Origin of the sequence: Paenibacillus sp. JJ-100, from assembly GCF_948329825.1 — a bacterium.
In the GTDB taxonomy this organism is placed as follows: Bacteria; Bacillota; Bacilli; order Paenibacillales; family Paenibacillaceae; genus Paenibacillus.
Genome location: NZ_CAOJCM010000001.1, coordinates 65,410 through 88,462 on the forward strand (window position 1 = coordinate 65,410; position 23,053 = coordinate 88,462).

20 protein-coding genes are annotated in these 23,053 nt (G+C 45.9%); 14 read left to right on the forward strand and 6 right to left on the reverse strand.

All coding sequences use genetic code 11. The features are described 5' to 3' along the window. The first annotated feature begins 25 nt into the window (after window positions 1-25). From PQG66_RS00410 to PQG66_RS00450, 9 genes are all read left to right on the forward strand, one after another. Window positions 26-2,956: an extracellular solute-binding protein gene (locus tag PQG66_RS00410; protein ID WP_272033913.1), complete on the forward strand. Its 2,931-nt coding sequence runs from the start codon at window positions 26-28 to the stop codon at window positions 2,954-2,956. Between the two features lie 123 nt (window positions 2,957-3,079). Next, window positions 3,080-3,952: a carbohydrate ABC transporter permease gene (locus PQG66_RS00415; protein WP_272036374.1), complete on the forward strand. Its 873-nt coding sequence runs from the start codon at window positions 3,080-3,082 to the stop codon at window positions 3,950-3,952. 3 nt (window positions 3,953-3,955) lie between these two features. After that, on the forward strand, window positions 3,956-4,819 hold the full coding sequence (locus PQG66_RS00420) for a carbohydrate ABC transporter permease (RefSeq protein ID WP_272033914.1): 864 nt from the start codon (window positions 3,956-3,958) through the stop codon (window positions 4,817-4,819). Window positions 4,820-4,830: 11 nt separating this feature from the next. Continuing rightward, window positions 4,831-6,297 carry an NHL repeat-containing protein gene (locus tag PQG66_RS00425; protein WP_272033916.1) on the forward strand — a complete coding sequence of 489 codons (1,467 nt, stop codon included), beginning with the start codon at window positions 4,831-4,833 and terminating at the stop codon, window positions 6,295-6,297. After that, the gene (locus tag PQG66_RS00430; protein WP_272033918.1) at window positions 6,278-6,898 is read left to right on the forward strand and encodes a Yip1 family protein; all 621 of its coding nucleotides are present in this window, start codon (window positions 6,278-6,280) and stop codon (window positions 6,896-6,898) included. The genes PQG66_RS00425 and PQG66_RS00430 overlap by 20 nt, the downstream gene beginning before the upstream one ends. A 14-nt stretch (window positions 6,899-6,912) precedes the next feature. Next, window positions 6,913-9,498, forward strand: coding sequence for a DUF5696 domain-containing protein (locus PQG66_RS00435; RefSeq protein ID WP_272033920.1), 2,586 nt, complete (start codon window positions 6,913-6,915; stop codon window positions 9,496-9,498). Continuing rightward, window positions 9,495-10,394 carry a carbohydrate ABC transporter permease gene (locus tag PQG66_RS00440; protein ID WP_272033922.1) on the forward strand — a complete coding sequence of 300 codons (900 nt, stop codon included), beginning with the start codon at window positions 9,495-9,497 and terminating at the stop codon, window positions 10,392-10,394. The genes PQG66_RS00435 and PQG66_RS00440 overlap by 4 nt, the downstream gene beginning before the upstream one ends. Window positions 10,395-10,476: 82 nt before the next feature. After that, window positions 10,477-11,433 (forward strand): carbohydrate ABC transporter permease, encoded by a 957-nt coding sequence (locus PQG66_RS00445; protein ID WP_442955022.1) that lies wholly within the window; start codon window positions 10,477-10,479, stop codon window positions 11,431-11,433. Between the two features lie 466 nt (window positions 11,434-11,899). After that, entirely contained in the window at window positions 11,900-12,883 is a 984-nt protein-coding gene (locus tag PQG66_RS00450; protein ID WP_272033924.1) for an alpha/beta fold hydrolase, read from the forward strand. A 312-nt stretch (window positions 12,884-13,195) separates the two neighbouring features. On the opposite strand, the gene PQG66_RS00455 is transcribed toward PQG66_RS00450, so the two are convergent. From PQG66_RS00455 to PQG66_RS00470, 4 genes are all read right to left on the reverse strand, one after another. After that, window positions 13,196-14,398: a DUF4179 domain-containing protein gene (locus PQG66_RS00455; RefSeq protein ID WP_272033926.1), complete on the reverse strand. Its 1,203-nt coding sequence runs from the start codon at window positions 14,396-14,398 to the stop codon at window positions 13,196-13,198. Then, window positions 14,370-14,966: an RNA polymerase sigma factor gene (locus tag PQG66_RS00460; RefSeq protein WP_272033928.1), complete on the reverse strand. Its 597-nt coding sequence runs from the start codon at window positions 14,964-14,966 to the stop codon at window positions 14,370-14,372. Before PQG66_RS00460 ends, PQG66_RS00455 begins: the two co-directional genes overlap by 29 nt. A 65-nt stretch (window positions 14,967-15,031) precedes the next feature. After that, the gene (locus tag PQG66_RS00465) at window positions 15,032-15,970 is read right to left on the reverse strand and encodes a DUF5643 domain-containing protein (RefSeq protein WP_272033930.1); all 939 of its coding nucleotides are present in this window, start codon (window positions 15,968-15,970) and stop codon (window positions 15,032-15,034) included. A 229-nt stretch (window positions 15,971-16,199) separates the two neighbouring features. Further along, window positions 16,200-16,466 carry a SunI/YnzG family protein gene (locus PQG66_RS00470; RefSeq protein ID WP_272033932.1) on the reverse strand — a complete coding sequence of 89 codons (267 nt, stop codon included), beginning with the start codon at window positions 16,464-16,466 and terminating at the stop codon, window positions 16,200-16,202. Window positions 16,467-16,662: 196 nt separating this feature from the next. Between PQG66_RS00470 and PQG66_RS25315 the strand changes: the two genes are divergently transcribed. Then, a complete protein-coding gene (locus PQG66_RS25315; protein WP_334220745.1) occupies window positions 16,663-17,793 on the forward strand; it encodes a DUF1349 domain-containing protein in 1,131 nt (376 codons plus the stop codon). Window positions 17,794-17,818: 25 nt separating this feature from the next. On the opposite strand, the gene PQG66_RS00485 is transcribed toward PQG66_RS25315, so the two are convergent. Both PQG66_RS00485 and PQG66_RS00490 read right to left on the reverse strand, forming a co-directional pair. After that, window positions 17,819-18,940 carry an MFS transporter gene (locus PQG66_RS00485; protein ID WP_272033934.1) on the reverse strand — a complete coding sequence of 374 codons (1,122 nt, stop codon included), beginning with the start codon at window positions 18,938-18,940 and terminating at the stop codon, window positions 17,819-17,821. Window positions 18,941-19,016: 76 nt separating this feature from the next. Beyond that, window positions 19,017-19,562, reverse strand: a complete 546-nt coding sequence (locus PQG66_RS00490) for a TetR/AcrR family transcriptional regulator (protein ID WP_272033936.1) — start codon at window positions 19,560-19,562, stop codon at window positions 19,017-19,019. Window positions 19,563-19,868: 306 nt separating this feature from the next. Here PQG66_RS00490 and PQG66_RS00495 point away from each other — a divergent pair, with 306 nt between their 5' ends. The 4 genes from PQG66_RS00495 to PQG66_RS00510 all read left to right on the forward strand — a co-directional run bounded on the left by PQG66_RS00495 (window position 19,869) and on the right by PQG66_RS00510 (window position 22,932). Continuing rightward, entirely contained in the window at window positions 19,869-20,420 is a 552-nt protein-coding gene (locus PQG66_RS00495; protein ID WP_272033938.1) for a nucleotidyltransferase family protein, read from the forward strand. A 38-nt stretch (window positions 20,421-20,458) separates the two neighbouring features. Further along, window positions 20,459-21,190 carry a YdcF family protein gene (locus tag PQG66_RS00500; RefSeq protein ID WP_272033940.1) on the forward strand — a complete coding sequence of 244 codons (732 nt, stop codon included), beginning with the start codon at window positions 20,459-20,461 and terminating at the stop codon, window positions 21,188-21,190. A gap of 181 nt (window positions 21,191-21,371) precedes the next feature. Next, entirely contained in the window at window positions 21,372-21,848 is a 477-nt protein-coding gene (locus PQG66_RS00505) for a hypothetical protein (protein ID WP_272033942.1), read from the forward strand. Between the two features lie 190 nt (window positions 21,849-22,038). Further along, entirely contained in the window at window positions 22,039-22,932 is an 894-nt protein-coding gene (locus PQG66_RS00510) for a TIGR01777 family oxidoreductase (RefSeq protein WP_272033944.1), read from the forward strand. Window positions 22,933-23,053: the final 121 nt, after the last annotated feature.

Sequence of the window (23,053 nt, forward strand, 5' to 3'; positions counted from 1 at the left end):
AGCCTTGATGAGGAGGACTCGTAGAATGGCTGGAATTCTTCAACGCAGGATATGGATGTTATTCGCAGCGATCATCACGGCCGCAGGCTGTATCATGGGGTACCTGATTTCCAACCTGGATGTGCAGGAAACGCTTCTTCCGCCTGGGAGTCTGCGAGTTATAGAGGTGGATGAAGTTTTGCAGCAGACCCGGCAGAAAAAGGGGTATGAACAATATATATCGGGCAAAGAGCAGGCGGAGAAGCCTCAACGGGAGATCATCATCGAAGCGGGAACGTACATAAGAGCCGAAGGTGAGGATATTCGCATACTGAAAGATTACGAAGGTATGCAGGGAAAGTCATTACACACGGGAGAGACCGGGGAAGTGGAATGGAGCGTAGACGTGCCGGAGAGCGGGTTGTACAACTTGTCTGCAGTCTATTATCCCGTGGAAGGCAAAAGCTCGGCTATAGAGCGCGCATTGTACATTGACGGTGAACTTCCGTTTGCAGAAGCTGCCTATATGCAGTTTGACCGGGTGTGGGTCAATGAGAAAGATGTCGTTGAGCAGGATAACCAGGGTAATGATCTTCGTCCAAGACAAGTGGAGAAGCCTGAGTGGATGGAGGAAACCTTTCAGGACTCGAACGGATATCAATTGACTCCATTCCAGTTTTTTTTAGAAAAAGGCAAGCATTCGCTAGTATTGAAATCATCGCGTGAACCGATGGTCATCCGCTCTCTTCGATTGTTTAATGAGCAGCCAGTGCTGCCTTATGCTGAAACCGTTGCAGCGCAGCTATCTGATGTGGATGACCAGCCCAAAGATATTCTCATTCGGATCGAGGGAGAACATGCTGTTCGGAAGTCTTCTCCGACGTTATATCCAACAAGCGAAAGATCAAGTTCAGCCGTATCGCCTTACAGCGCTTCTCAGGTTCGCATCAACACGATAGGTGGCTACAACTGGCGTCTGCCGGGTCAATGGATTGAATGGGAAGTGGATGTACCGGAGAGCGGACTGTATCATATCGGTTTTACCGCGCAGCAAAATTTTGTTAAGGGCATCTACTCCAATCGGCGATTAACGATCGATGGTGAAGTTCCGTTTGTCGAGATGAATCAGGCTCCGTTTCGGTATCAGAGTGATTATCGCATCGATCTCCTGGGTGGTCGGAAGGAGCCGTATCGCTTTCAACTGGAAAAAGGAAAACATGTACTCCGGCTGGAGAATAGTCTGGGTGATTTCGCACCGTTGATTCGTAACGTAGAAGATAGTCTCTATAACTTGAACTCCATGTATCGCCGTATTCTGATGATTACGGGAACCAAGCCGGACGAATTCAGGGATTACCGGGTGGAGATGCAGATTCCCGATCTGCTGGATGTGTTCGCGGGGGAGAGTAAACGATTGAAGGAGGTAGCTTCCCAGCTTCGGCTCTTATCCGGTCAATCCAGCGATCAAGAGGCACTGATCAAGACGATGGTACAGCAACTGGAAGAAATGATCGAGAAGCCGGACACGATTCCAAGGCGACTGGCTGCATACAAAACCAATACCGGAGGGCTCGGAACCTGGGTGCAGCAGGCGCGAGAGCAACCGCTTGAGATTGATGCACTCTATATCACTTCGATAGATCAAGAGATTCCTGATTCGGGGCTGGGGCCGTTTGCAAAGCTAGGTCATGAAATCAGAACGTTCTACCATTCGTTTTTTATTGATTATAACCAGATTGGTAATGTAGCAGATTCGAAGGATCAACGTACCGTTACTGTCTGGATCGGCAGCGGGCGTGATCAAGCGAATACGATGAAGACGATGATTGACAAAACGTTTACTCCAAACAGCGGCATTAACGTCAATCTGAAACTGGTGAATATGGGTACATTACTGCCGGCAACTTTAGCAGGTGAAGGGCCGGATATAGCGATGCAGATTGGCAATGATCTGCCGGTGAATTTTGCCATGCGGAATTCGGCTGTCGATCTGACACAGTTCAGCGACTACCAGAAGGTGGAACAGGAGTTCAGGGGAAGTGCGATTGTTCCATATGTCTATGCTTCGGGAGTATACGCTCTGCCAGAAACACAAACCTTCAATATGCTTTTTTATCGGAAAGACGTGCTTGAGGAGCTTGGACTTGAGGTGCCGAAGACTTGGGATGAGGTAGAAGCCCTGCTCGCCATCTTGAGCAAAAATCATATGGAATTCGGCATGCCGATTGTAACTCAGGCCAATATGCAAGGGGTGAATATCCCGCCCAACTCTCAGTATGCAACGATGTTGCTTCAAAATGGTGGTGCTTTCTATCGCAACGATGGCAAAGAGTCAGATCTGGACTCCAAAATTGGAATCGAGACGTTCAAGCGGTGGACGGAGTTCTACACCGATTACAAGCTGGAACGGGAATATGATTTTGCGAATCGGTTCCGTACAGGACAGATGCCGATTGGTCTGACGGATTATACGATGTATAACCAGTTGTCCGTGTTCGCACCAGAAATTCGCGGACTATGGGGGTTTGTACCTGTTCCGGGAACCGTACAGCCGGATGGCACTTTAAACCGTGACGTTCCGGGTGGAGGCAGTGCAGTCATGATGCTGAAGAGTGCCAAGGATCAGGAAGCGGCGTGGGAATTTATGAAATGGTGGACCAGTAGCCCGGTTCAGGCTGAATTTGGACGTGAGATGGAGGGTCTGATGGGAGCAGCAGCCCGGTATCCAACGGCGAACATCAAAGCGCTGGATTCCTTGCCTTGGCCAGCAGAAGACTATGCCAATCTGAAGGCCCAATTCGAAACGGTGAAGGGTATACCTGAGGTGCCGGGTGGTTATTTTACCGGACGCCATCTGTTCAATGCATTTTATAAAACAGTGGTTGGTCAAATGGAAGCCAGGGAATCCATTATGGATTACACCCAGTATATTCAGGACGAAATTCGGGTCAAACGTCATGAGTTCGGTCTTCCGTAAGCAGAGGGAGGGTTTACCATGCCACACATATCACTTCGAGACGGGCAACAACGTTCACAACGTCCTCCTGAAAAATCAACACAGGCGGGCCTGAAATCATGGTGGATCTGGAAGCTGCAGGAGATGAAGGCTAGTAAACATTCCTACGTCTTGCTTGCACCGTACATGATCTTGTTCTCCATGTTTACCGTGATTCCCGTTGTCATCTCCATCATACTCAGCTTCACCTATTTTAATATGCTGGAATTTCCACGGTTTATCGGTTGGCAGAACTACACCCGCCTGTTTCTGGAGGATGACGTATTCCTGATTGCCATCAAGAATACGCTGCTGTTTGCAATCATTACCGGACCAGTAAGTTACATTGCCTGCTTTGTGTTTGCATGGATAATCAATGAACTGACACCGAAATGGAGAGCGTTCATGACGCTGATTTTCTATGCACCATCTATTTCAGGTAATGTGTATTTTATTTGGTTGATGATCTTTTCAGGAGATCGGTACGGGATTGCGAATGGTTTGCTGATCCAATGGGGGGTTCTGCTCGAACCGATTCAATGGCTGAAGACGGAAGCCTATATCATGCCTATTCTTATTCTCGTACAGTTGTGGCTCAGTCTGGGAACTGGGTTCCTTGCCTTTATTGCGGGTCTGCAGACGGTTGATCGAACCTTGTATGAAGCAGGGGCTGTAGACGGGATCAAAAACCGGTGGCAGGAGCTGTGGTATATCACGCTGCCTTCCATGCGTCCACAGCTCATGTTCGGAGCGGTCATTCAGCTCACCACTTCATTTGCCGTGGCAGATGTGTCGATTGCGCTGGCAGGTTTCCCGAGTGTGAACTATGCAGCAGAGACGGTAGTGACCCATTTGATCGATTTTGGTACAACGAGATTTGAGATGGGATATGCGTCGGCTATTGCGGCTGTACTATTCATGATTATGGTTGGCACCAACCTGCTCGTACAGAAACTGCTTCGAAGGGTGGGAGAATAAGTTATGGCCGCCATTACGACTGGAAAAAAGCGTGTAAACCGCTCGCTTTCAGGAAGTCTCTCTCTGTTTGCTCTGCTGCTTGTCTTTGGTGCCTTTATGGTATTGCCGTTGATCTATGCCATCAATAATGCCTTCAAACCGCTGGATGAGATTTTTATGTTTCCGCCAACGTTGTTCGTCCGTAATCCGACTTTTAACAACTTCACAGATCTGCTCAACTTGTTAAGCGACTCTTGGGTGCCGTTCTCGCGATATATATTCAACACCGTATTCATCACTGGGATTGGTATTGTCGGACATGTGTTACTGGCATCGGCAGCAGCTTACCCGCTTGCCAAGCATAAATTTCCGGGCAAAGTCTTTATGTTCCAGGTCGTTGTCCTGTCGCTGATGTTCACTCCAGCTGTAACCGCTATTCCTAACTATATGATCATGTCATGGCTGGGCTGGATTGATACGTACTGGGCAGTAATTATCCCGGCTTTTGCCTATTCCCTGGGACTATATCTGATGAAACAATTCATGGAACAGATCCCGGATGCGTTGCTAGAGGCTGCCAAGATAGACGGTGCGAGCGAGTATCGAATCTTCTGGTCTATTGTAATGCCTAATGTGAAGCCTGCATGGCTGACCCTGATCATCCTGTTATTCCAGATGTTATGGGGCAGTGACGGTAATGGCTATATCTACAGTGAACAGCTCAAGACGTTGCATTATGCAGCCGGACAGATTATACAGGGTGGCATATCGCGAGCGGGTGCGGGGGCTGCGGTTGCGCTTATATTAATGAGCGTGCCAATCACGCTATTCATATTTTCTCAGAGCCGCATCATAGAGACGATGGCAAGTTCAGGTATGAAGGATTAAGGGGGAACGACATGGCACGCACTGTGAAAAGTTGGCTTGTCCTCCTGGCGGTAGCCTCGCTACTGCTGGTGAATGCCCCACATGCGGCGGCCTCCCCGGCGCCGTATGAGAGCTATAACTACAATTATTGGAGAGAGGCAGTTCCTTCACCGGATGCTTATTTGCCCAGCCATATCGTTACAGGCAAAGAGCTTGGCATTGGTCATTTCAAAGAACCGGGTGACGTTAACGTTTCTCCAGCCGGGTGGATTTATATTTTGGACAGCGGGAATAACCGTATTGTTGTGCTTGATTCGGATTATCAGCTGGTCCGGGTGCTTGATGGTTTTGAGAAGGATGGCAGTCAGGAGAACTTCAACATGCCAGGCGGACTGTTTGTTGATGCAGAGGAACGAATTTACGTTGCAGACACGGGTAATAGCCGGGTAGTTATTCTTGATTCCACGGGGAAATGGATTCAATCCATCGCCAAACCGACATCGGATATTATTCCTGAATCGTTTCAGTTCCAGCCTTTGAAACTGACGGTAGATGCCGTTGGCCGGGTGTACGTTGTGGCGCAGGGAGTGTATGAGGGAATCATGCAGTTTGATGAGCAGGGAGATTTCATCGGTTATGTGGGCACTAACAAGGTGGAACGTGATTATGGGGAATATATCTGGAGAATGTTTTCCACCAAAGCGCAGCGTGCTCAGATGATTCTGTTTGTGCCGACAGAGTTCTCTAACGCAGATATGGATCACAAGGGTTTCGTCTATGCAACCAATATTGATCCGGGCTCGAATGAACCGATCAAACGTCTGAATCCTTCCGGGGAAGATGTGTTAAAGCGGTTCGGATACTTTGACGTCAAGGGGGATATCCGGTACCGCAATAGCACAGGGCCTTCCAGGCTAATTGATGTTAAGGTGCTCGGTGACGGCATGTACAGCGTCCTTGATGCTACTCAGAATCGGGTGTTCACGTACGACGATGAAGGTCATCTGCTCTACATATATGGGGGAAAAGGAAATCAAGTCGGTACGCTCAAAACACCTGTCGCTATCGAACAGTCCGGTCATTATCAAATGGTACTCGATCGAGGGAAGAACAGCCTAGTTGTCTATGAATCAACCCGTTTTGGAAGGCTTGTGAATGAGGCAGCGGCATTCCACTATCAAGGCGAAGATGCGAAAGCGGTAGACTTATGGAAAGAAGTGCTGAAACTGAATGCTAACTACGATATCGCCTATATCGGCATTGGTAAATCTTTGCTCATGGAGAAGAAAAACAAAGAAGCGCTTGCTTACTTCGAAATAGGGATGGATCGCAAAAGTTATTCGGTAGCATTCAAACGATATCGGCGAGAGATGATGAAGGAACATCTTGGAACTTTCCTGACAGTGGCAATAGCACTGATTGTGGTACTGCTCTTGACCCGTATGGCGGTAAAGTGGAGACAGAGGGGGCGGGTTGATCGTGAAACGGGATTACATTAAATTTCCGTTGCATCTTATTTTTCATCCTGTGGATACATTCTGGGATCTCAAATCTGACAACCGTGGCAAGATGGCGGTCGCATATACTGCGCTAGCGCTAGTCATTGTCATGATGATTTTGCAGAAGGAATACGCAGGTTTTCTGGTTAACGATGTCGATCCCCGAACGATTAATAGCCTTGTGGAGATGGCTACGGTAGCCATTCCTTTCTTTCTTTGGTGCATCGCCAACTGGGCAGTCACTACGTTAATGGAGGGGGAGGGGAAGTTGAGGGAGATTTTCCTGGCGACAGGATATTCTCTGATTCCGGTAGTTCTAATCTATGTTCCAATGATCGTCATTAGCCGATTCATGGTACAGGAGGAAACGTCTTTCTATTATCTGTTCAACAGCATTGCGTTCCTCTGGTTCATGTTTCTACTCTTTATCGGAATGATGACCGTGCATCAGTATACCGTATTTAAGACGTTGTTGACCATGCTACTTACCGTTATTGTCATGGGTATTATTATTTTCCTTGGTGCGCTGGTGTTCAGTATGCTTCAGCAACTATATGAATTTGGATATAACATATACCGCGAGTTGATTTTTCGGACCTAAAGGGGGCGGCATCCGTGAACAAGAGGCAACGATTATATGCGGTGCTGGCTGGTGGTATAGCTCTAGTCATGATTACAGTCGGTCTGCTGTATATGACCAATAAGGGCATGCCTGCCGTTCAAGCCTCGGATTATCTGGAGGTGGAGACTGAAGCTATACCTGTTACAGAGGAGTCCGTGTCATTCTTAATCGATTCTTCGCAGGGTGTGCCGGGAATGAAACGGGTTGCTCAGGACCAGAGAATGGCTCTTTATTACAATGAGGAAACGTCAGAAATAGCAGTGCGTGACGGAGAAAGTGGTCAGATCTGGTATAGCAATCCTCCTGAACGGACGCAGGACAGTTTGGCTTCTGCTTATGAAAAGGATGTGTTGTCCTCGCAGGTGAATGTGTTTTTTCGGGATGCAACCGGCACACTGGAGAACTTTCCGAATTTCGGTGCAAGTATCAGTAACAAACAATTCACTGTAAGTCCAATCGAGCAAGGGATTCGGGTGACCTACACAATAGGTGATACTTCTCTAGGGATTAATGCTCTCCCGAAGTTGATCAGCAAGCAGCGGCTGGAAGAAAAGGTTCTGTCTAAACTGGATACTTCCGTAGCAAGATACACGGCTGCCCGTTACTATCCCAGCAAGGACAATCCGGAAGTGTTAGAGCGGTTGGATGGACAAATCTCAAGACAACTGGTATTAAACAAGATGCTACGAGCCTTTGAAGAGGCTGGATATACGGCAGATGATCTGGCTTTTGACAATGAGGAAAATGGAGTACAGGGCGGGTCAGTATCTGACAAACCGAGCTTTGTGATTCCGATTGAATATCGGCTGGATCAGGGAGCGTTGGTTGTCAAGGTGCCACTGAATCAGGTGAAAGAGAGCGGACAATATCGCATTCGCCATTTGGATCTCCTTGCCTATTTCGGTGCTGCGGGAACTGCAGCTGAGGGCTATATGCTAATACCTGATGGGTCGGGAAGCCTTATCCATCTCAACAACGGGAAGATCCAGGAAGAGCAGTATGTTCAACGTGTATATGGCCCGGATCCGAATGATAATTCGTTGATTCGTCCTCAGATAAGTCAATCGGCTCGCATGCCCGTATTTGGAATGAAGAATGGAGAGAACGCCTGGTTTGCTGTGATTGAAAAAGGAGACGGGATGGCCAGCATCACCGCAGATATTGGTGGGAGGCAGAACAGTTATAACCACGTGCATGCCTCGTTTGCCCTGAGGGGCGAGGATGAACTGGAGATGTACACCTCGCAGAACATGCAGGAGATTCAGCTTCTTAGCGAAGAACCGTTTCGTGGTGATGTTCAGGTTCGTTATCAATTTCTGCAGGGGAAGGATGCCAGTTATTCCGGGATGGCACGTCTGTACCAACAATATTTAGTTGAGGCTGGCGTACTGGAACCGCTGACTGAACAGACAGAGCTACCTTTTTATATGGATATCTTAGGTGCAGTGGATATAAGAACCTCTTTCCTGAGTGTGCCCTATCGGACGACTCTGCCAATGACCACGTACGAACAGGCAGCAGAGATAGCTTCCAGGCTTCAGAAGGGAGGAGTGAACCGGATACAAATGCGGTTTCAGGGTTGGTTTGGCGGTGGATTCCGTCACCATACCCCCACCCGTGTGAAGCTGGATCACGAAGTGGGTACTCTTGACCAGCTTTGGGCATTGTCTGAACAATTGAAGCAATCGGGAGGCACTTTGTTCCCGGATGCTGCATTTCAGCAGATCTACCACGATGACCTGAACTTTGCACCATCTGCGGATGCTGCACGCTTTGTTACCAGGGAGACAGCAGAATTGTATCCATACAATCCCGCACTGAACCGCATGGATCAGAGTAAAGACAGCTATTATTTGCTTTCTGCAGCCAAGCTCCCGTATGTGGTCAATGAATTTGCCGCAAAGTACAGTGAAATGGGACTCGGCAGTCTGTCATTACGTGACCTTGGTCAGATGCTGGTCGCTGACTATCGCGACAGCCGTGTCATCCACCGGGAGACTGCCAAACACATTGTTCAGGAACAGCTTGATCAATTGAAGCAGTCTTATCCGACACTAATGTTATCCGCTGCGAATAGTTATGCTTGGCGAAGTGCACAACATATCGTTAATATTCCGGCCGGCTCAAGCCGTTTCAGCATTACGGATGAAGAAGTGCCGTTCTATGCGATGGTTATACATGGTTATATGAACTATGCTGCATCTCCGATGAATACGTCAGGAGATCAGAATCTCCGAAAACAACTGCTCCGAAGCCTGGAACTTGGAGCTGCTCCTTATTTTCAATGGACATATGAACCGTCGTCTAAGCTAAAGCTGACAAATGATGATGCGGCCTACGCCACTGAATTCGAGTATTGGGCGGATGAAGCTATCGACTTATATAAAGAAGCTAATACGGTACTGGGCAAACTGGAAAATGAGCAGATACTTCAACATGAACGTGTTCAGGACGGTGTTGTCCGAGTCACTTACAGCGGTGGTACAACTATTCTGCTCAACTATAATGAAGCCACAGTTCATGTAGATGGTTCTAGCGTGAATGGAATGGATTACGTGGTGGAAGGAGCAGACCGATGAGAACCATGCGAATGTCGTTGAGATCACGGAGGGCACTGTTAGGGCTGGCCTTTATTTCTCCGTGGCTAATCGGTTTCATTTTCCTATTTGCTACGCCACTTCTGCAATCTATTCGGTTCAGTCTTAGCAAATTATCCATTGCTTCGAACGGGTACATGCTTGAATTCGTCGGTTTGACCAATTTTCAAGACGCGCTTCTCATTGATGCTTCTTTCAATCGAATTCTGGTAGACTCCATCGGGACGATGCTGCTTAACGTGCCTATGATTTTATTTTTCAGTTTGTTTACTGCGACACTGCTTAATCAGAAGTTCAAGGGCAGAACAGCGGCACGTGCAATCTTTTTCCTGCCTGTAATTCTGGCTTCCAGTGCTGTAGCGGCAGCCGAGTCAGCGGGATTGATTAATTTAATGGGGGATTCCAGTGCTGTTGAGGCTGCAGCGGATGGAGGAGCTTCATTTAACGTGGTCTCTATTGTGCGAATGCTGGCAGAGGTCGGACTGCCCATGATCTATATTGATTACATTGTGGAAGCCATCATGCGAATCTATGACATTATCAGCAGCTCGGGTGTACAGATTCTCATCTTTCTTGCTGCGCTGCAATCCGTTCCGGGTTCGATGTATGAGGTTGCCAAGATGGAGGGAGCAACAGCCTATGAAACCTTCTGGAAAATTACGTTTCCCATGGTGAGTCCGCTCATTCTGACTAATGTCATCTATACAATCATTGACTCATTTGCCGGAAGTCCGGTGACCCAGGCTATCTATCAGACGGCGTTCAAAACGCAAAACTTCGGTCTCAGCTCGGCGATGTCTTGGCTATACACACTTGTTATTGGTCTGGTTCTGCTCGTGGTGGGTTGGGTGTTATCCCGGCGGGTTCATTACAATTGACGGTTCAACGTCAAGGGAGGTATAGATGATGGCTGCGTCAGAAACAGAGCGGATCGTGGTCGTTCCGAAAGCTGATGATCCGATGAAGCGTGTACGAAACAAGACAGCTGACCTGCTCTATTCCATTTTCAGGTACGCATTGGTCATTGGAATATCATTTATTATTCTGTATCCGCTTTTTCTTAAAATATCTGTTGCGTTCAAAGATAAGCAGGATATCTATAATCCAACAATCTATATGATTCCCCAGCATTTTACGTTGGAGAATATTCGAATTGCGGCACAAGTGATGGACTACTTACCTCTGATCGCAAACACGTTATTGTTCGTCGCCATAACCACGCTTCTAACCACTGTGTCCTGTGCACTTGCAGGATATGGATTTGCGCGGTTTACGTTTCCGGGAAGCAATGTACTTTTTATATTGGTAATTTTAACAATTTTGGTGCCGACCAGTACACTGATGGTACCGATGTACCTTCATTTCAGGAGCTTCGATTTTCTCGGGATCATTCAGTTATTTACGGGAAAAGAAGGAATCAATCTGCTCAACACGTATTGGCCCTCTATGATCACTGCAGCAACGGCCGGTGGACTTAAGGCAGGATTATTTATCTATATCTTCCGACAGTTCTTCAAAGGGATGCCGAAGGAGATTGAAGAGGCTGCGCTTATTGATGGGGCAGGGGGCTTCAGAACGTTTGCGCGCATAATGCTGCCTAATGCAGTCTCACCGCTAATTACAGTCATTCTGTTCTGTTTTGTATGGCAATACAATGATACGTTCTATTCCGCATTGTTTATGAGTGAGAGCCCGCTCATTTCGCTGAAGGTGGCCTCACTGCCTGCTCAAACCAACCAGCTGATTCCCCAGCTGATGGGGTTCGGTTCGAATTCAGGCATGAAGGTAGACCCTAACTATGTAGCTATGATTGTAGATACGGGCATATTACTCGCGATTGCACCGCTGATTATTTTGTATTTGTTTGTGCAGCGTTATTTTGTAGAAAGTGTTGAACGTTCCGGAATTGTTGGTTGATACTTCAAATACTATCCATGATTAAACAAGAAGGAGCCGTGGATCAGATGTTCATACACTGATCCAGGCTCCTTCTATATTGATGATGTCATTTCTATTGTTGTTGTTGTTGTTGTGGGTACGGGAACGTAGAAGACAACATAAGCTGTAGGAACGAATCGTTCACCTGAAAGCTGTTTGCAAGAAAGCTGCTTTGCGAGTATACGTTGCACTTAGACCTTTATCTTTAAAAAGCGGATCAAGAATCGGGGCGTAATAGCGAATGGAAGGAAGGTTGTTCTGTCAACTGTCACCTAAGGGGGCAGAGCAATAAATTCGTTGGTGTTGTCAGAAGTAAGGGAGTGAAACTGGACTTTGGTTGGGGAAAGAACTGGACTATCGATTGTTTCAATTAGGCTATTTTTTTGGATAGGATAGGAGCATACATACACAGGTAAACAAACCTTTTAGGTAAGGGGTGGAGAAGATGAAGAAGGGGTTACAGAGATTATTAAAAGTACTGGGATGTCTGATGCTGGCTGCAGGACTTGTATTACTGACAGGTACAGCGTATGAGGCTTATCAATCCAAGCAGGATATGAAGTCCTATTCCCCGCCAGGCAAGTTGTATGAAGTGAGTGGTCGCAACATGCATCTCTACACCGCTGGCAAAGGAGATGTAACGGTCGTGTTTGCCTCAGGTTGGGGAACACCTAATCCTTATGTGGATTTCAGCCTGCTGTATGACAAGTTGAAATCAAAGATGAAAATTGCGGTATATGATCGATTCGGGTATGGCTACAGCGACTATACAGATCAACCTCGTGATATCGATACCATCTCAGCAGAGATTCACCAGTTGCTGCGAATATCCGGTCAGCGTCCACCTTACATCTTGGTAGCTCATTCGTTAGGTGCTCTGGAGACACTCCGTTTTGCACAAATGTATCCGGATGAAGTAGCAGGCATGGTCATCATCGATGGAGGTAGTCCTGAATATTACAGTACAGTGGGTATGGATGCGCCCGAATGGTATTTTAATTCTGTTCGATTTCTGGTGAAAACAGGCATTGCACGTACAGTGTTGCACTCGGATCGCATGATGGAAAAGCTGGTTATAGACCCCGAGCTGGTGTCAGAATCGATGAAAAAGGCTGCCACCATATCTGCACTGAAGCATGCTTACAATGACAATGTGATGGATGAGATGCGCCTATCCAAGGATAATGCAAGACGAGTGCTGGAGAACAAAAAGGAGTTTTCTTTCCCTTTGACGATTCTGACGGGAGGGCCTGATAATTCAAGTGAGGGAAGCCTAGCATGGCAGGCAGATCAAGCCAAATTTTCTTCGTGGTCCCAGCAAGGAACCCAGCTGATTATCCCTCATGCCGATCATTACATCCATAACAGTCATCCGGATCTTGTTGCCACCGAAATCATAAAATTAGTGCCACCGTCCAATGACCTGTGAGTAAGATGATTTCGCAAACACATGATGGACAGCGTGAGGAGGAGGGGGGAAGAAACATGTTAGAGTAATTACCCGATTCCTGTCTATACTCATGGCAAGTTGTCTGTTGTCTTTGACTATGCTAACTGTCTCATAAACAGGGGGTAGTCCGGAGTATGGCTTGTTCGTTTCAAATGCCCGCTAATAGACAGGGGATTATAGAGGGAATAGTAAACGCCGTAGAATATCCTCTACGGCGTTTAAATATATGAGATGCTCAGCAGCAGACGATTAACTTGCTGATTGAGCCAACATGGTTTGAATTGAGAGTCGTTATTGTTTAAGAATGACCTCCATTTCCAACTCTTTGATATAGGTTTTGTCTCCCATACTTTCCATTTTGCCCTGTTCATTAGTCTTTTCCCCAACAACATTCCAATTGTCCGTATTCACTGTGAAGGTGTACGGTTTAATCTTCACTGATTTTGCATTCGGACTAATAGCGTCGTACAGCTCATCTACCTGATACTCCAGATCCGGAGCTCTGTGAAAAAAGCCAGTTTTCCGTTGACTCAATACCTTGCCTTGATCGTCTACGATCTCATAATACATCATGGTCGGAGCATATTTCCCTGTTTGCTCCGAGGAAGCAGGCACTTCCCCAGTGCTTTCCAGAACGAGTCGTGTATTTGTTACGGTAGATTCTATTTTTTGCAAGGTATAACTGAAATTTTCGTAGCTTTTCGTTTCATTCGGTTGAATGACTAACTTGTTGTTGCTGCTGATCTTCACGGGTACTTTGAATTCGAAGGGCTCCTCGATCTGCGTTACTTTTGCCTGAACGGTGAGCTCGAATTCATTAGGCAGTGAGCCAAGATTCGTATATTCAGTAAAGACGGCGTTCGGGTTCCCGATATCATCTCCAAAACCCTTAGATGCTTTCAACTCTTCATTATTGATAAAGGTTGTAGGCGAGATAATATAACCCTTCTGCTGCTGATCTTCTGGTATTTGAACACGACTCTTCCATTCTTTATCCTCTGTGAACAGCTCACTTTCCATAGGAACATACGGGCTTGGGACTCTCTCTGGGAGATTCTCTCCGGTACGTTCAATGCTATAACTCAGACGGGTTCCATCATATAGTACGTTTGTAAGGGTTAACGTTACTCCGTTTTTCGTGATCTGTTCCAGTGGCTGTGTCAGGATACCTTGATCTACTGCGCGCTGAATCTCATCAGAATTCATTCCGTAGAACATCGATCCAATCCCTGGGATTTGTTTCAATGCACTAGCCATGGTTGGGGATACAAATCCTGCGCCTACAGCTCCTGCACCCATAACTACAGCAATGGAGGCTGCGGTTAAAGTCCGTTTCAGTATTGTAGATCCATTCCGTTGTTTGGTCATGTTTCTTCCTCCGATTTCATTCATAATTTGACTGCTCATACTATTTCGAGGCATGGGTGTGTTGCGAATCCGCCGCTCCAATTCTTCAAGCCGCTGGTCAGGAATAGGGTTGAGCTGCTTGTCCATGCAATTGTCCTCCTTTGGTTGTCTGCTCGATCAGTTTACGGCGAAGACGTTCATACTTCTTGCGTAAGGTAGCAGACTTGGTATTCATAATGATGGCAATCTCCTCAAAGGTATATTGTTCCACAGCCTTTAGCAGCAGGATATGACGTTCTTCCGGTGTCAAATATTCCATTAGCTGTTCAATGACTGTTGTATACGAATGAGATTCCTGTGTGACCGTTTTGTTGCGTCTATACTCATCTACAAGCTTTAACCAGCGGTTGTTCTTTTTCTTCATATTCATCAAATGATTGTAGGCTACTCTGTACAGCCACGAGGAGAAACTGACCTTTCTCTTATAACTATTCAGATTTTCGTAGGCTCGAATGAAGATTTCCTGTACAGCATCCTCTGTCTCTTGATGATTTTTGAGAATGTAATAACAATAGGTATAAATCTGACGTTCAAATTCTTGAATGATCAGCTCATAGGCCTCTTTTTCGCCAGTGATCACTCGCTGCACAGCTTGTTCGATTCGTTCGTTTTTTTCTCTCTTAACCTGCATATCCCCGGGGATGGTGGCTTGCACAGGCTCACCTCCTTGTCTTTGTTTATATAACAATCTGGAAAGTTCATTATGTGACATGATTGATGTTATTTTGTGATGTTAACTTTCATTTCTAATTCTTTGATGTATGTTTTGGTTCCGAAGCTGACGGTTCTCCCTTTTTTGTCCACTTTTTCCCCCACAATACTCCAATCCGAAGGCTTTACCGTGAAGGTGTACGGTTTGATTGTGATGAACTTGGTTTTAGGATTGACGGCATTATATAGTTCGTTAATGTGATACGTGGAGCTAGGCTTTTTGGAATAGAAACTTAATCGTTTCTGCTTCAGCATCTCACCCTGATCATCCACAATGTCGTAATACATCATAGTTGGTGCATATTCACCCGTTTGCTTGGAGGATGCAGGTACTTCTCCTGTACTATCTAGCACGAGTTGTGTTTGGGTAGGAGAAATATTTATTTTTTTTACGGTATAACTAAAGCCTTTACTTTCCTTCGTCTGATTCGGTTTGATTTCAATAGTTTTACCTTTGTTCTTAACAGGAATCTTAAACTCGAAGTTCTTCGCAATTTTGCTTACAGACACTTGAAGAGTCAGCTCAAATTGATCTGGAAGATGGTCGGATCTATATTCCAAAACGGCAGCATTGGGTTCTTCGAAATGATCACGGAATGAAATCATGGCTTTACTGTCTTTTTGACCATTGATTAGAATGCCAGATATCTTCAAATTTCCTTTCACAATTTTTTGATTGTAGCGAGCCAGCATTCCCTCAGGCATACCTTTGCCTTCACGTTGTATCGTGATTTTTAGTAATACACCATCATACTCTACATCAGACAACGTAAGTTTAACCCCATCGTGAGTTACACTTTTGAAGTTTCCGGTACTTGCCTGAGCTGCTTCTGCTATGGATGAAAAATTACACAATACTCCTGTTCCTGTCGTTGTTATAGCCGCAGCTATACACCAAGCTCCAGCCACTTTTCTGAATGAAAGTCTCTTGTTATTCCGATTTTGCATGCTTTTCCTCCTAGGTAATAAAATTATCCGGATATCTATGTAACAATCTTTCGTATTCAATTTGTGACATGAATAGAAGTAGAAGGGGTATAAACGGAGCGTGAGTTATGTATTTCCAATATCAGTTTGTTTCAGATGCGGTTAATGGACAGGAAGTTATTGAGGAAATAGAAAACGCCGTAGAACGTTCTCTACGGCGTTTAAATATAAGAAGCTCGGCAACAGACGATTAACTTGCGTATTGAGTCAGCATGGTCTGAATGGTGGGAAATAAATTCTCGCTGTTCGTAAATATAATATATGATTGATGAGCAGTCCGAATCAGAATCCGCTCGGTTGTACGCGCATATCCGATCCGTATTGCTGACGGTTCACTGCCTCCATAAGCATCATCTAGCGTGACAGATATGATCTGTGCAAGAGGAATTTCAAATTTCGAAAACTGCCAACGGATGACCAGTTGATCCTGTACTTGCTTTACGCTTACATCAAACATAAGATGGCCTCCTTATTCTTCTGCAATGATGAACTGGTTGTAATTACAGTATAGTTCTAGTTTATCATTTTTGGCTAAAAGTTCCTATTAAATATTAAAAATTAAAGTGAAATTCTACCATGAATTCAATGATAGGTGACTTTAAAGTAAACGGGTGGGCTATAACTTCATCCGAAATATAGGGAGGTAGATTAATATGAAAGAGCTGGTTGAAATTTCTGATTATGATCCAAAGTGGGTGGATGATTACCTGGCTGAGCGTGCAAAGATTATGAGCGTGTTGGGCGATATCTGCTTGGAGATGGAACATATCGGTAGTACCTCTGTACCCGGGCTTGGAGCCAAATCAGTGATCGACATGATGGCGGGTGTGTCTGATCTGTGTGAAGTGCAGCAGAATCATATCAATTCGTTAGCAACGCTTGGTTATGAATATGTGCACAAGCCGGAGTTCCCGGAGCGGCTTTTTTTTCGCAAAGGACAATGGAGAGCGGGCACTCACCATCTACATGTATATCAATATCAGGGTGAAGCGTGGAAGAATCAGTTAAGGTTTCGGGATGCACTCCGGCATGATTCTTGTTTATTGCAGGCTTATGATACATTAAAAAGGGAACTGGCACAGCAGTTCACCAATGATCGGGTCGGATATACAAATGCCAAATCATCTTTTATACAATCTGTCATCAAGAACTATAATTTGAGGAAGGAAGTGCTCATAATGAATCTTTTTGAACATAGTTCGGGTAAACGATTATCTAAGGATCTGGAATGGTTAAATGAGCCGGAGGATTGGTGTATTAAAAATGGAGAAGTGTGTATTACCGTGCCGCCGGCAAGTGATTTTTTCATTGATCCGGCGGGCGCGGCGGTGAAGGAATCAGCACCATTTTTACATACAACAATTACAGGTGATTTCAGCATCACTACTCAGGTGCAGGTTGAGATGAAAGAGCAATATGATTCAGGGTGTCTTATGGTTAGAGCGAGTAATACAATCTGGTCAAAAGTATGTTTTGAATATTTTGAAGAACAGCCTTCCATTCTCAGCGTCGTTACCCGCGGACACTCGGACGACTGTGTATCCGCTCCTGTGAATGTCACGAAGCCGTATCTACGAATAGCTCGCACAGGCCACAGTTTTGCTTTTCATTATTCTCAGGATGGAGAGAAGTGGAAGCTGGTTCGTTATTTTCGCATGGAGTGTCCCGAAGAGGTACAGGTTGGTGTTGTAGCCCAGTCTCCGATTGGGGAAGGAACCCGGGTTACGTTTAGTAATGTACGACTTCAGCAAGGCTTAGAGGGAAGTATTCTTCAAGTAGAATAGAACTTGTCTGTTAGTTCACAAACCTCTAATTCTGTTCAACGGGGTTCACTCGTAGGAATAGCCCCAACAAACCAAGAGCTGCAAACGCCATGAAGGCTGTTCTGCTGGAAAATACTTCGATGGTATATCCAGCCATGAAGGACCCCAGGAATTGTCCAACGCCCAGTGCGAGAAATGCCAGACTGATTCCAATAGAAACATTGGGTTCGAACAATCTCGTTGCCCAAACAATAAATATGCTGGTAAGAAAGATGTACGTACTTCCGAATAAGACGGCGGAGATTAGGCTTGCTGTCATCGATGGTAGTACAATAACGCCGAGCGAGATAGATAATAATAGAACGCCTAAGCGATAAGACCAGCCGAGCTTAATCCGTTCAATGATTAACCCTGCACTTCCGCCCAGAATACCCGTAACACCCATCACAATCCAGAACAGGACGGCTTCCGAATCGGAGGCCCCTTTGTCGTCTGTTAGGAAATTTCGGGCGAAGGTCCAATAAATCGCAGAGCTCGCACCTGTCAACAGACATGCCATAAGTAAAGCTGAGCCTGGTCTGGTCGGTTTCATACAGGACCAAATGGATTTCGTGCAAGGAATCGTTTGGGTGGCTGGAATCGCCTGTCTGTTCCAGACCAGCACAATTACCCCGATGACGGCGAATAAGATATAGCTTATACGCCAGTAATCTGTGAACAGCAGGTAGAGCGGGCCAGACACGATAATGCCAAAGCCGGTTCCAGTATTAATCCAGCTGTTGCCCTTGGCATGCAGTTCGGGGGGGAGTTCCGCACTGATTGCATTGCCAAGAGCAGGCGAAGCCCAGCCTGTGCTTAAGCCCGCTAAGAAAACACCGACAGCAAGCAGCCAAGTGTCATGGGAGAAAGCAATACCGATTAAGCCAACAATGGCACTAATTCCTGCAAGCTGGATGACATAATGGTGCCCTTTGAAATTAATAATCAGCGGAGCTGTTAGAAGAGCAAGACAATACGCAATATAAGTTGCCGAGTTGATGGCCCCGGATGCTGATTCAGATAGCTGAAGTGCTTCAGAGATTTCTGGCATAAACAGTCCATAACTGAAACGCCCAAAGGCATAACAAACAGCGATAAGGGCTACACCAGGAAGGACTATTTTCTTCATTACTTTTCACCGCCTTTTTTAGATAGAACGATCATTATATTTTCTGTGAAATAAAAAAGTGAGTTGAACTATGAACTCACCCTTTGTGTAATGATTTGAAACTATTTCGAGTCATATGAATCAGTTCCTGACATACCTCTTTTACATTCTCTGTTTCAGCAAGCGCTGTAGAACCCTCCAGTAGCAGCATAAACTGCATTACGCTTCGATGATCTGCCTCGGGATCAATTTTTTTTATCAGGGTCATGACGTGTTTTTTGTGCGCATTCACCGTTTGTACGATAACATGATCGGGATCAGCTCCGAACTCTTCTTTCGCTCGTAAAAAGAGACATCCCCTGGACTCGTGTTCCATCAGCCACTTGGCATGCCCCTCGGCCAGATTAAGGAAGATAGATTGTGCCTTGTTATCGGCATATAAGCGTAGCTGTTCGAGATATCTCTGTTCGCGTCGCAGAAGCACTTCGACGATCAGATCATCTTTGGAATTAAAGTGATTGTATAACGTCATAATTGCAACGCTGGAATCGGTTATGATACGTTTTAACCCGATCGCATGAAAACCATGCCTATAGAACAGATCCTCCGATACCTTCAGGAGCATTTCTTTTTTGCTGCTCATAATTACAGGTACACTCCTTTCATAAATCGTGACACCTAACACGTAACAAGTAAGATAGAACGATCATTATCATCAAGATATAGAAGGTGCATTGGGTTGTCAAACCTCAATCACCATGTTTACGAGTATATTGAAGATTCTCTATCCATATGATCCATCCATTCGGTTGTGTCAGCCAGAGTCGCTGATAGACGGAAAGGGCTTATTCATTTTATCCCCGAGTGAGAAACGTGTTATATTGAAAGGTAGCCGAATGAACATTAGTGAAGATATCTGAAGTCTCGTGGGCCATGGGGGGATACTAAGATGCAATACGAAGAACGGCTCTGTAGAGCACTTCGACAGCAAGAGCAGATCATGCAGGATTTGCGCCTTGTGCGTGAGTTAGAGTTGCCAGATTGCTATATTGGTGCAGGATATATTCGTAATTACATATGGGACAAACTTCATGGATATCCCAGCCGGGAACTGCATAGTGATATTGATGTTGTCTATTTTGATGCTGCGAATCTTCTAGAGGAACGGGATCGTGAACTTGAGAAAGTGTTATATGCTGCAACAGGCAACAGGAAGTGGTCGGTTAAAAATCAGGCGAGAATGCATCTGCAAAATGGGGATGCGCCATATCACTCTACGGAGGATGCTCTGCGCTTCTGGCCTGAACAGGTAACAGCAATCGCAGTACAGCTAACGAAAGACGATCAAATCAGAGTCTGCGCACCATATGGGCTGGAAGATCTGTATACGCTAGTTGTGCGCAAAAGCCCTGCATTTACGAAAGCAACCTACTATAACGAGCGAGTTAGGCGGAAAAATTGGCAAGAGCACTGGCCCAAGCTAACGATTGTGCATGCATAAATATCGAAAGGAGTGTTGCTGTATTGATGCAAAAATGGATGCATAACAAATGGCGTATTCTGGATTTAATCCTGTTAGTTTGTTTGGTTTTCTTCCTCATATTCTGGGGTTGGAATTTTGCGGTCCAGTTATTTGCCCTCCTCACAGCGGCTTTTATCATATTAAGACGTATTAATTATGAGAGGCACATCTGGTTGAAACGTGTGTTGCTAATCGGGTTCGGCATCGGCGCGGTTTCCTTCATCGTCATCGAAGCCTTGGTAATTACTCAGCTTGGTTCGAAGGATACGGAGGAGCGAGCAGACTATGTCATCATCTTAGGATCAGGGATCAATGGAACCGAAGTATCATTGACCTTGAAACAACGGCTTGATGCCAGTCTCGATTATATTCGCAGTCATCCGGAGACACCTGTAATTGTATCTGGGGGACAAGGTCCGGGTGAATCGATTCCAGAGGCTCTTGCTATGAAAAATTATTTAGTAGATCAGGGCATTGCTCCCGCTCAGGTTATAATGGAGGACCGCTCGACAAGTACACAGGAGAATCTGGCTTTTTCTAAAAAAATCATTATGGCTTCCGGCAAGGAACATCCCGAAATTATGATTGTTACGAGCGACTACCATATGTTCAGATCGAAATATATTGCCGCCAAGAATGGCTACGCTGCAGAGTATGGTATATCTGCTCCTTCACCGGGGTATTTGAAGCCGATCAACATGATTCGTGAATACTTCGGCACAGTCAAAGCGTTTCTAAGAATTCCATAAAAATTATGAAGAAGCCCGCTGAGCTGTCTCAGGCGGGCTCTTTGGGTATCTTCTTCTCTTGATTCAAGAGCGATAGGATAAAGCATGGTATACTAGAAGTCAAAAAAATGGATTGAGGCAGGAGTGAAAGATCATTACAGCATATCAATTACCCGCGCTTGAGGAGCAACAAGTTATTTCTATGCGCGACCTGGAAGACATTATACGGATGCTAGCCCATGCACCCTTATTATACGATGACGGACAGCACATTCAGGTTCAGGATTACTTGGAAGGACTTGAGGTAGAGCTGACGAAAGACAATCGCCGTGCGGCGATAGAGCTGTATGAATGGGGTGTCAAGGCTTGTCGTCGCTTCGCAGATCCACTTGCATATGAGCAATTGCAGGACGTGCTTGGTTTGCAGGCGGAATTATGGCAGCAGGGGGTACTCAAACTGCATGACTGGATGTCTTGGCTGAGGCAGATCAGTGAGAGTCAACGGGCGCTACCGGTGTATGACTTTGCTGCCATACTGGGTGAATTACCGGAAGGTTATATGATTCATGATTTCCATGATGAACTTCAATATCGGCTGCAACGTGATGCTGGGGATGTTTGGGCCAACCAAGAGCGAGATCGGCTATACACATCACTGGGTGTGAACATTAACGTCTGAGTGAAACCGAAGTCCGCTGTTCCGCAGAAGTGGAGTGCTGCGAGCGTTAATCGGGATGCCTCAATGGAACCATGTGAGCATAGTGTTTGGGCAAAAAACAGAGCAACATCAAACAAACCGCCTTGCTGCGTTGTTTAATCTGATAGGAATGCAAAAATGCAATACTCATCTGGAGAAATGAGGAGATACCGTGAAAAAGGTTGTACTTGCTGGTGGAACGGGTTTTGTTGGTCAGGATTTTGAAACCAGATTCGAACAGCTCGGATACAATGTGCTCATTATCTCGCGCCAGTCTGGACATATTGCCTGGCAAGATCGTGCAGCGATCATTGAAGCTCTTGAAGGTGCGGAGATGCTGATTAATCTGGCTGGCAAATCCGTGAATTGCCGCTACACGGAAGAGAATCGCAGGATTATTATGGACTCCAGAGTAGAAACCACACAGATTTTAGGAGAAGCGGTGCTGGCTTGTACACAGCCGCCTGAATTGTGGATTAATTCCAGTACGGCAACAATATACAGACATGCGGAAGATCGTCCAATGACGGAAAGGGACGGAGAGATCGGTTCAGGCTTTTCCGTAAATGTAGCCAAAGCATGGGAGCAGGCCTTCTTTGCATTTAAGCTACCCTCTACACGTCAGATTGCACTGCGCATTGCCATTGTACTTGGCGATGGCGGGGTGATGAAACCACTAACGAATCTGGTTCGCTTTGGCCTTGGCGGAGCACAGGGAGCAGGAAGCCAGCAATTTAGCTGGATTCACATAGAGGATCTGTTTCGTATGGTGATATATGTGCAGGAGCATCCAGAGCTTGAGGGAGTCTTTAACGCTTCGTCTCCGCATCCAGTGACTAATCGAGAATTGATGTCAAGTCTCAGGAAACAACTGGGTGTCCGTATCGGACTTCCATCTCCGCGATGGATGCTTGAGTTCGGAGCCGTATTCATCCGTACAGAAACGGAACTGGTACTGAAGAGTCGCTGGGTTATTCCTGATCGAATGGAGAAGGCAGGTTTCACATTTCATTATGCTTCTCTGGATGAAGCACTCTCCGATATTGTCAAACCGTCGAGAGAATGAAGAGTAGGTAGGAATTCTGCTAAAACAGATGCAGCAACTGTAGACATAATGTACAGACGAGTATTGAGGTTATGAATTCGTACTGCAAAGGGCAGAGCAATCTGTCCTTCTGCAGGTTATG

Bases quoted from the DNA above. Each gene is read 5' to 3' on its own strand.
- PQG66_RS00410 (WP_272033913.1), top strand. From the start codon at position 26: ATGGCTGGAATTCTTCAACGCAGGATATGGATGTTATTCGCAGCGATC.
- PQG66_RS00415 (WP_272036374.1), top strand. From the start codon at position 3,080: ATGAAGGCTAGTAAACATTCCTACGTCTTGCTTGCACCGTACATGATC.
- PQG66_RS00420 (WP_272033914.1), top strand. From the start codon at position 3,956: ATGGCCGCCATTACGACTGGAAAAAAGCGTGTAAACCGCTCGCTTTCA.
- PQG66_RS00425 (WP_272033916.1), top strand. From the start codon at position 4,831: ATGGCACGCACTGTGAAAAGTTGGCTTGTCCTCCTGGCGGTAGCCTCG.
- PQG66_RS00440 (WP_272033922.1), top strand. From the start codon at position 9,495: ATGAGAACCATGCGAATGTCGTTGAGATCACGGAGGGCACTGTTAGGG.
- PQG66_RS00445 (WP_442955022.1), top strand. From the start codon at position 10,477: ATGAAGCGTGTACGAAACAAGACAGCTGACCTGCTCTATTCCATTTTC.
- PQG66_RS00450 (WP_272033924.1), top strand. From the start codon at position 11,900: ATGAAGAAGGGGTTACAGAGATTATTAAAAGTACTGGGATGTCTGATG.
- PQG66_RS00455 (WP_272033926.1), bottom strand. From the start codon at position 14,398: ATGGACAAGCAGCTCAACCCTATTCCTGACCAGCGGCTTGAAGAATTG.
- PQG66_RS00465 (WP_272033930.1), bottom strand. From the start codon at position 15,970: ATGCAAAATCGGAATAACAAGAGACTTTCATTCAGAAAAGTGGCTGGA.
- PQG66_RS00470 (WP_272033932.1), bottom strand. From the start codon at position 16,466: ATGTTTGATGTAAGCGTAAAGCAAGTACAGGATCAACTGGTCATCCGT.
- PQG66_RS25315 (WP_334220745.1), top strand. From the start codon at position 16,663: ATGAAAGAGCTGGTTGAAATTTCTGATTATGATCCAAAGTGGGTGGAT.
- PQG66_RS00485 (WP_272033934.1), bottom strand. From the start codon at position 18,940: ATGAAGAAAATAGTCCTTCCTGGTGTAGCCCTTATCGCTGTTTGTTAT.
- PQG66_RS00490 (WP_272033936.1), bottom strand. From the start codon at position 19,562: ATGAGCAGCAAAAAAGAAATGCTCCTGAAGGTATCGGAGGATCTGTTC.
- PQG66_RS00495 (WP_272033938.1), top strand. From the start codon at position 19,869: ATGCAATACGAAGAACGGCTCTGTAGAGCACTTCGACAGCAAGAGCAG.
- PQG66_RS00500 (WP_272033940.1), top strand. From the start codon at position 20,459: ATGCATAACAAATGGCGTATTCTGGATTTAATCCTGTTAGTTTGTTTG.
- PQG66_RS00505 (WP_272033942.1), top strand. From the start codon at position 21,372: ATGCGCGACCTGGAAGACATTATACGGATGCTAGCCCATGCACCCTTA.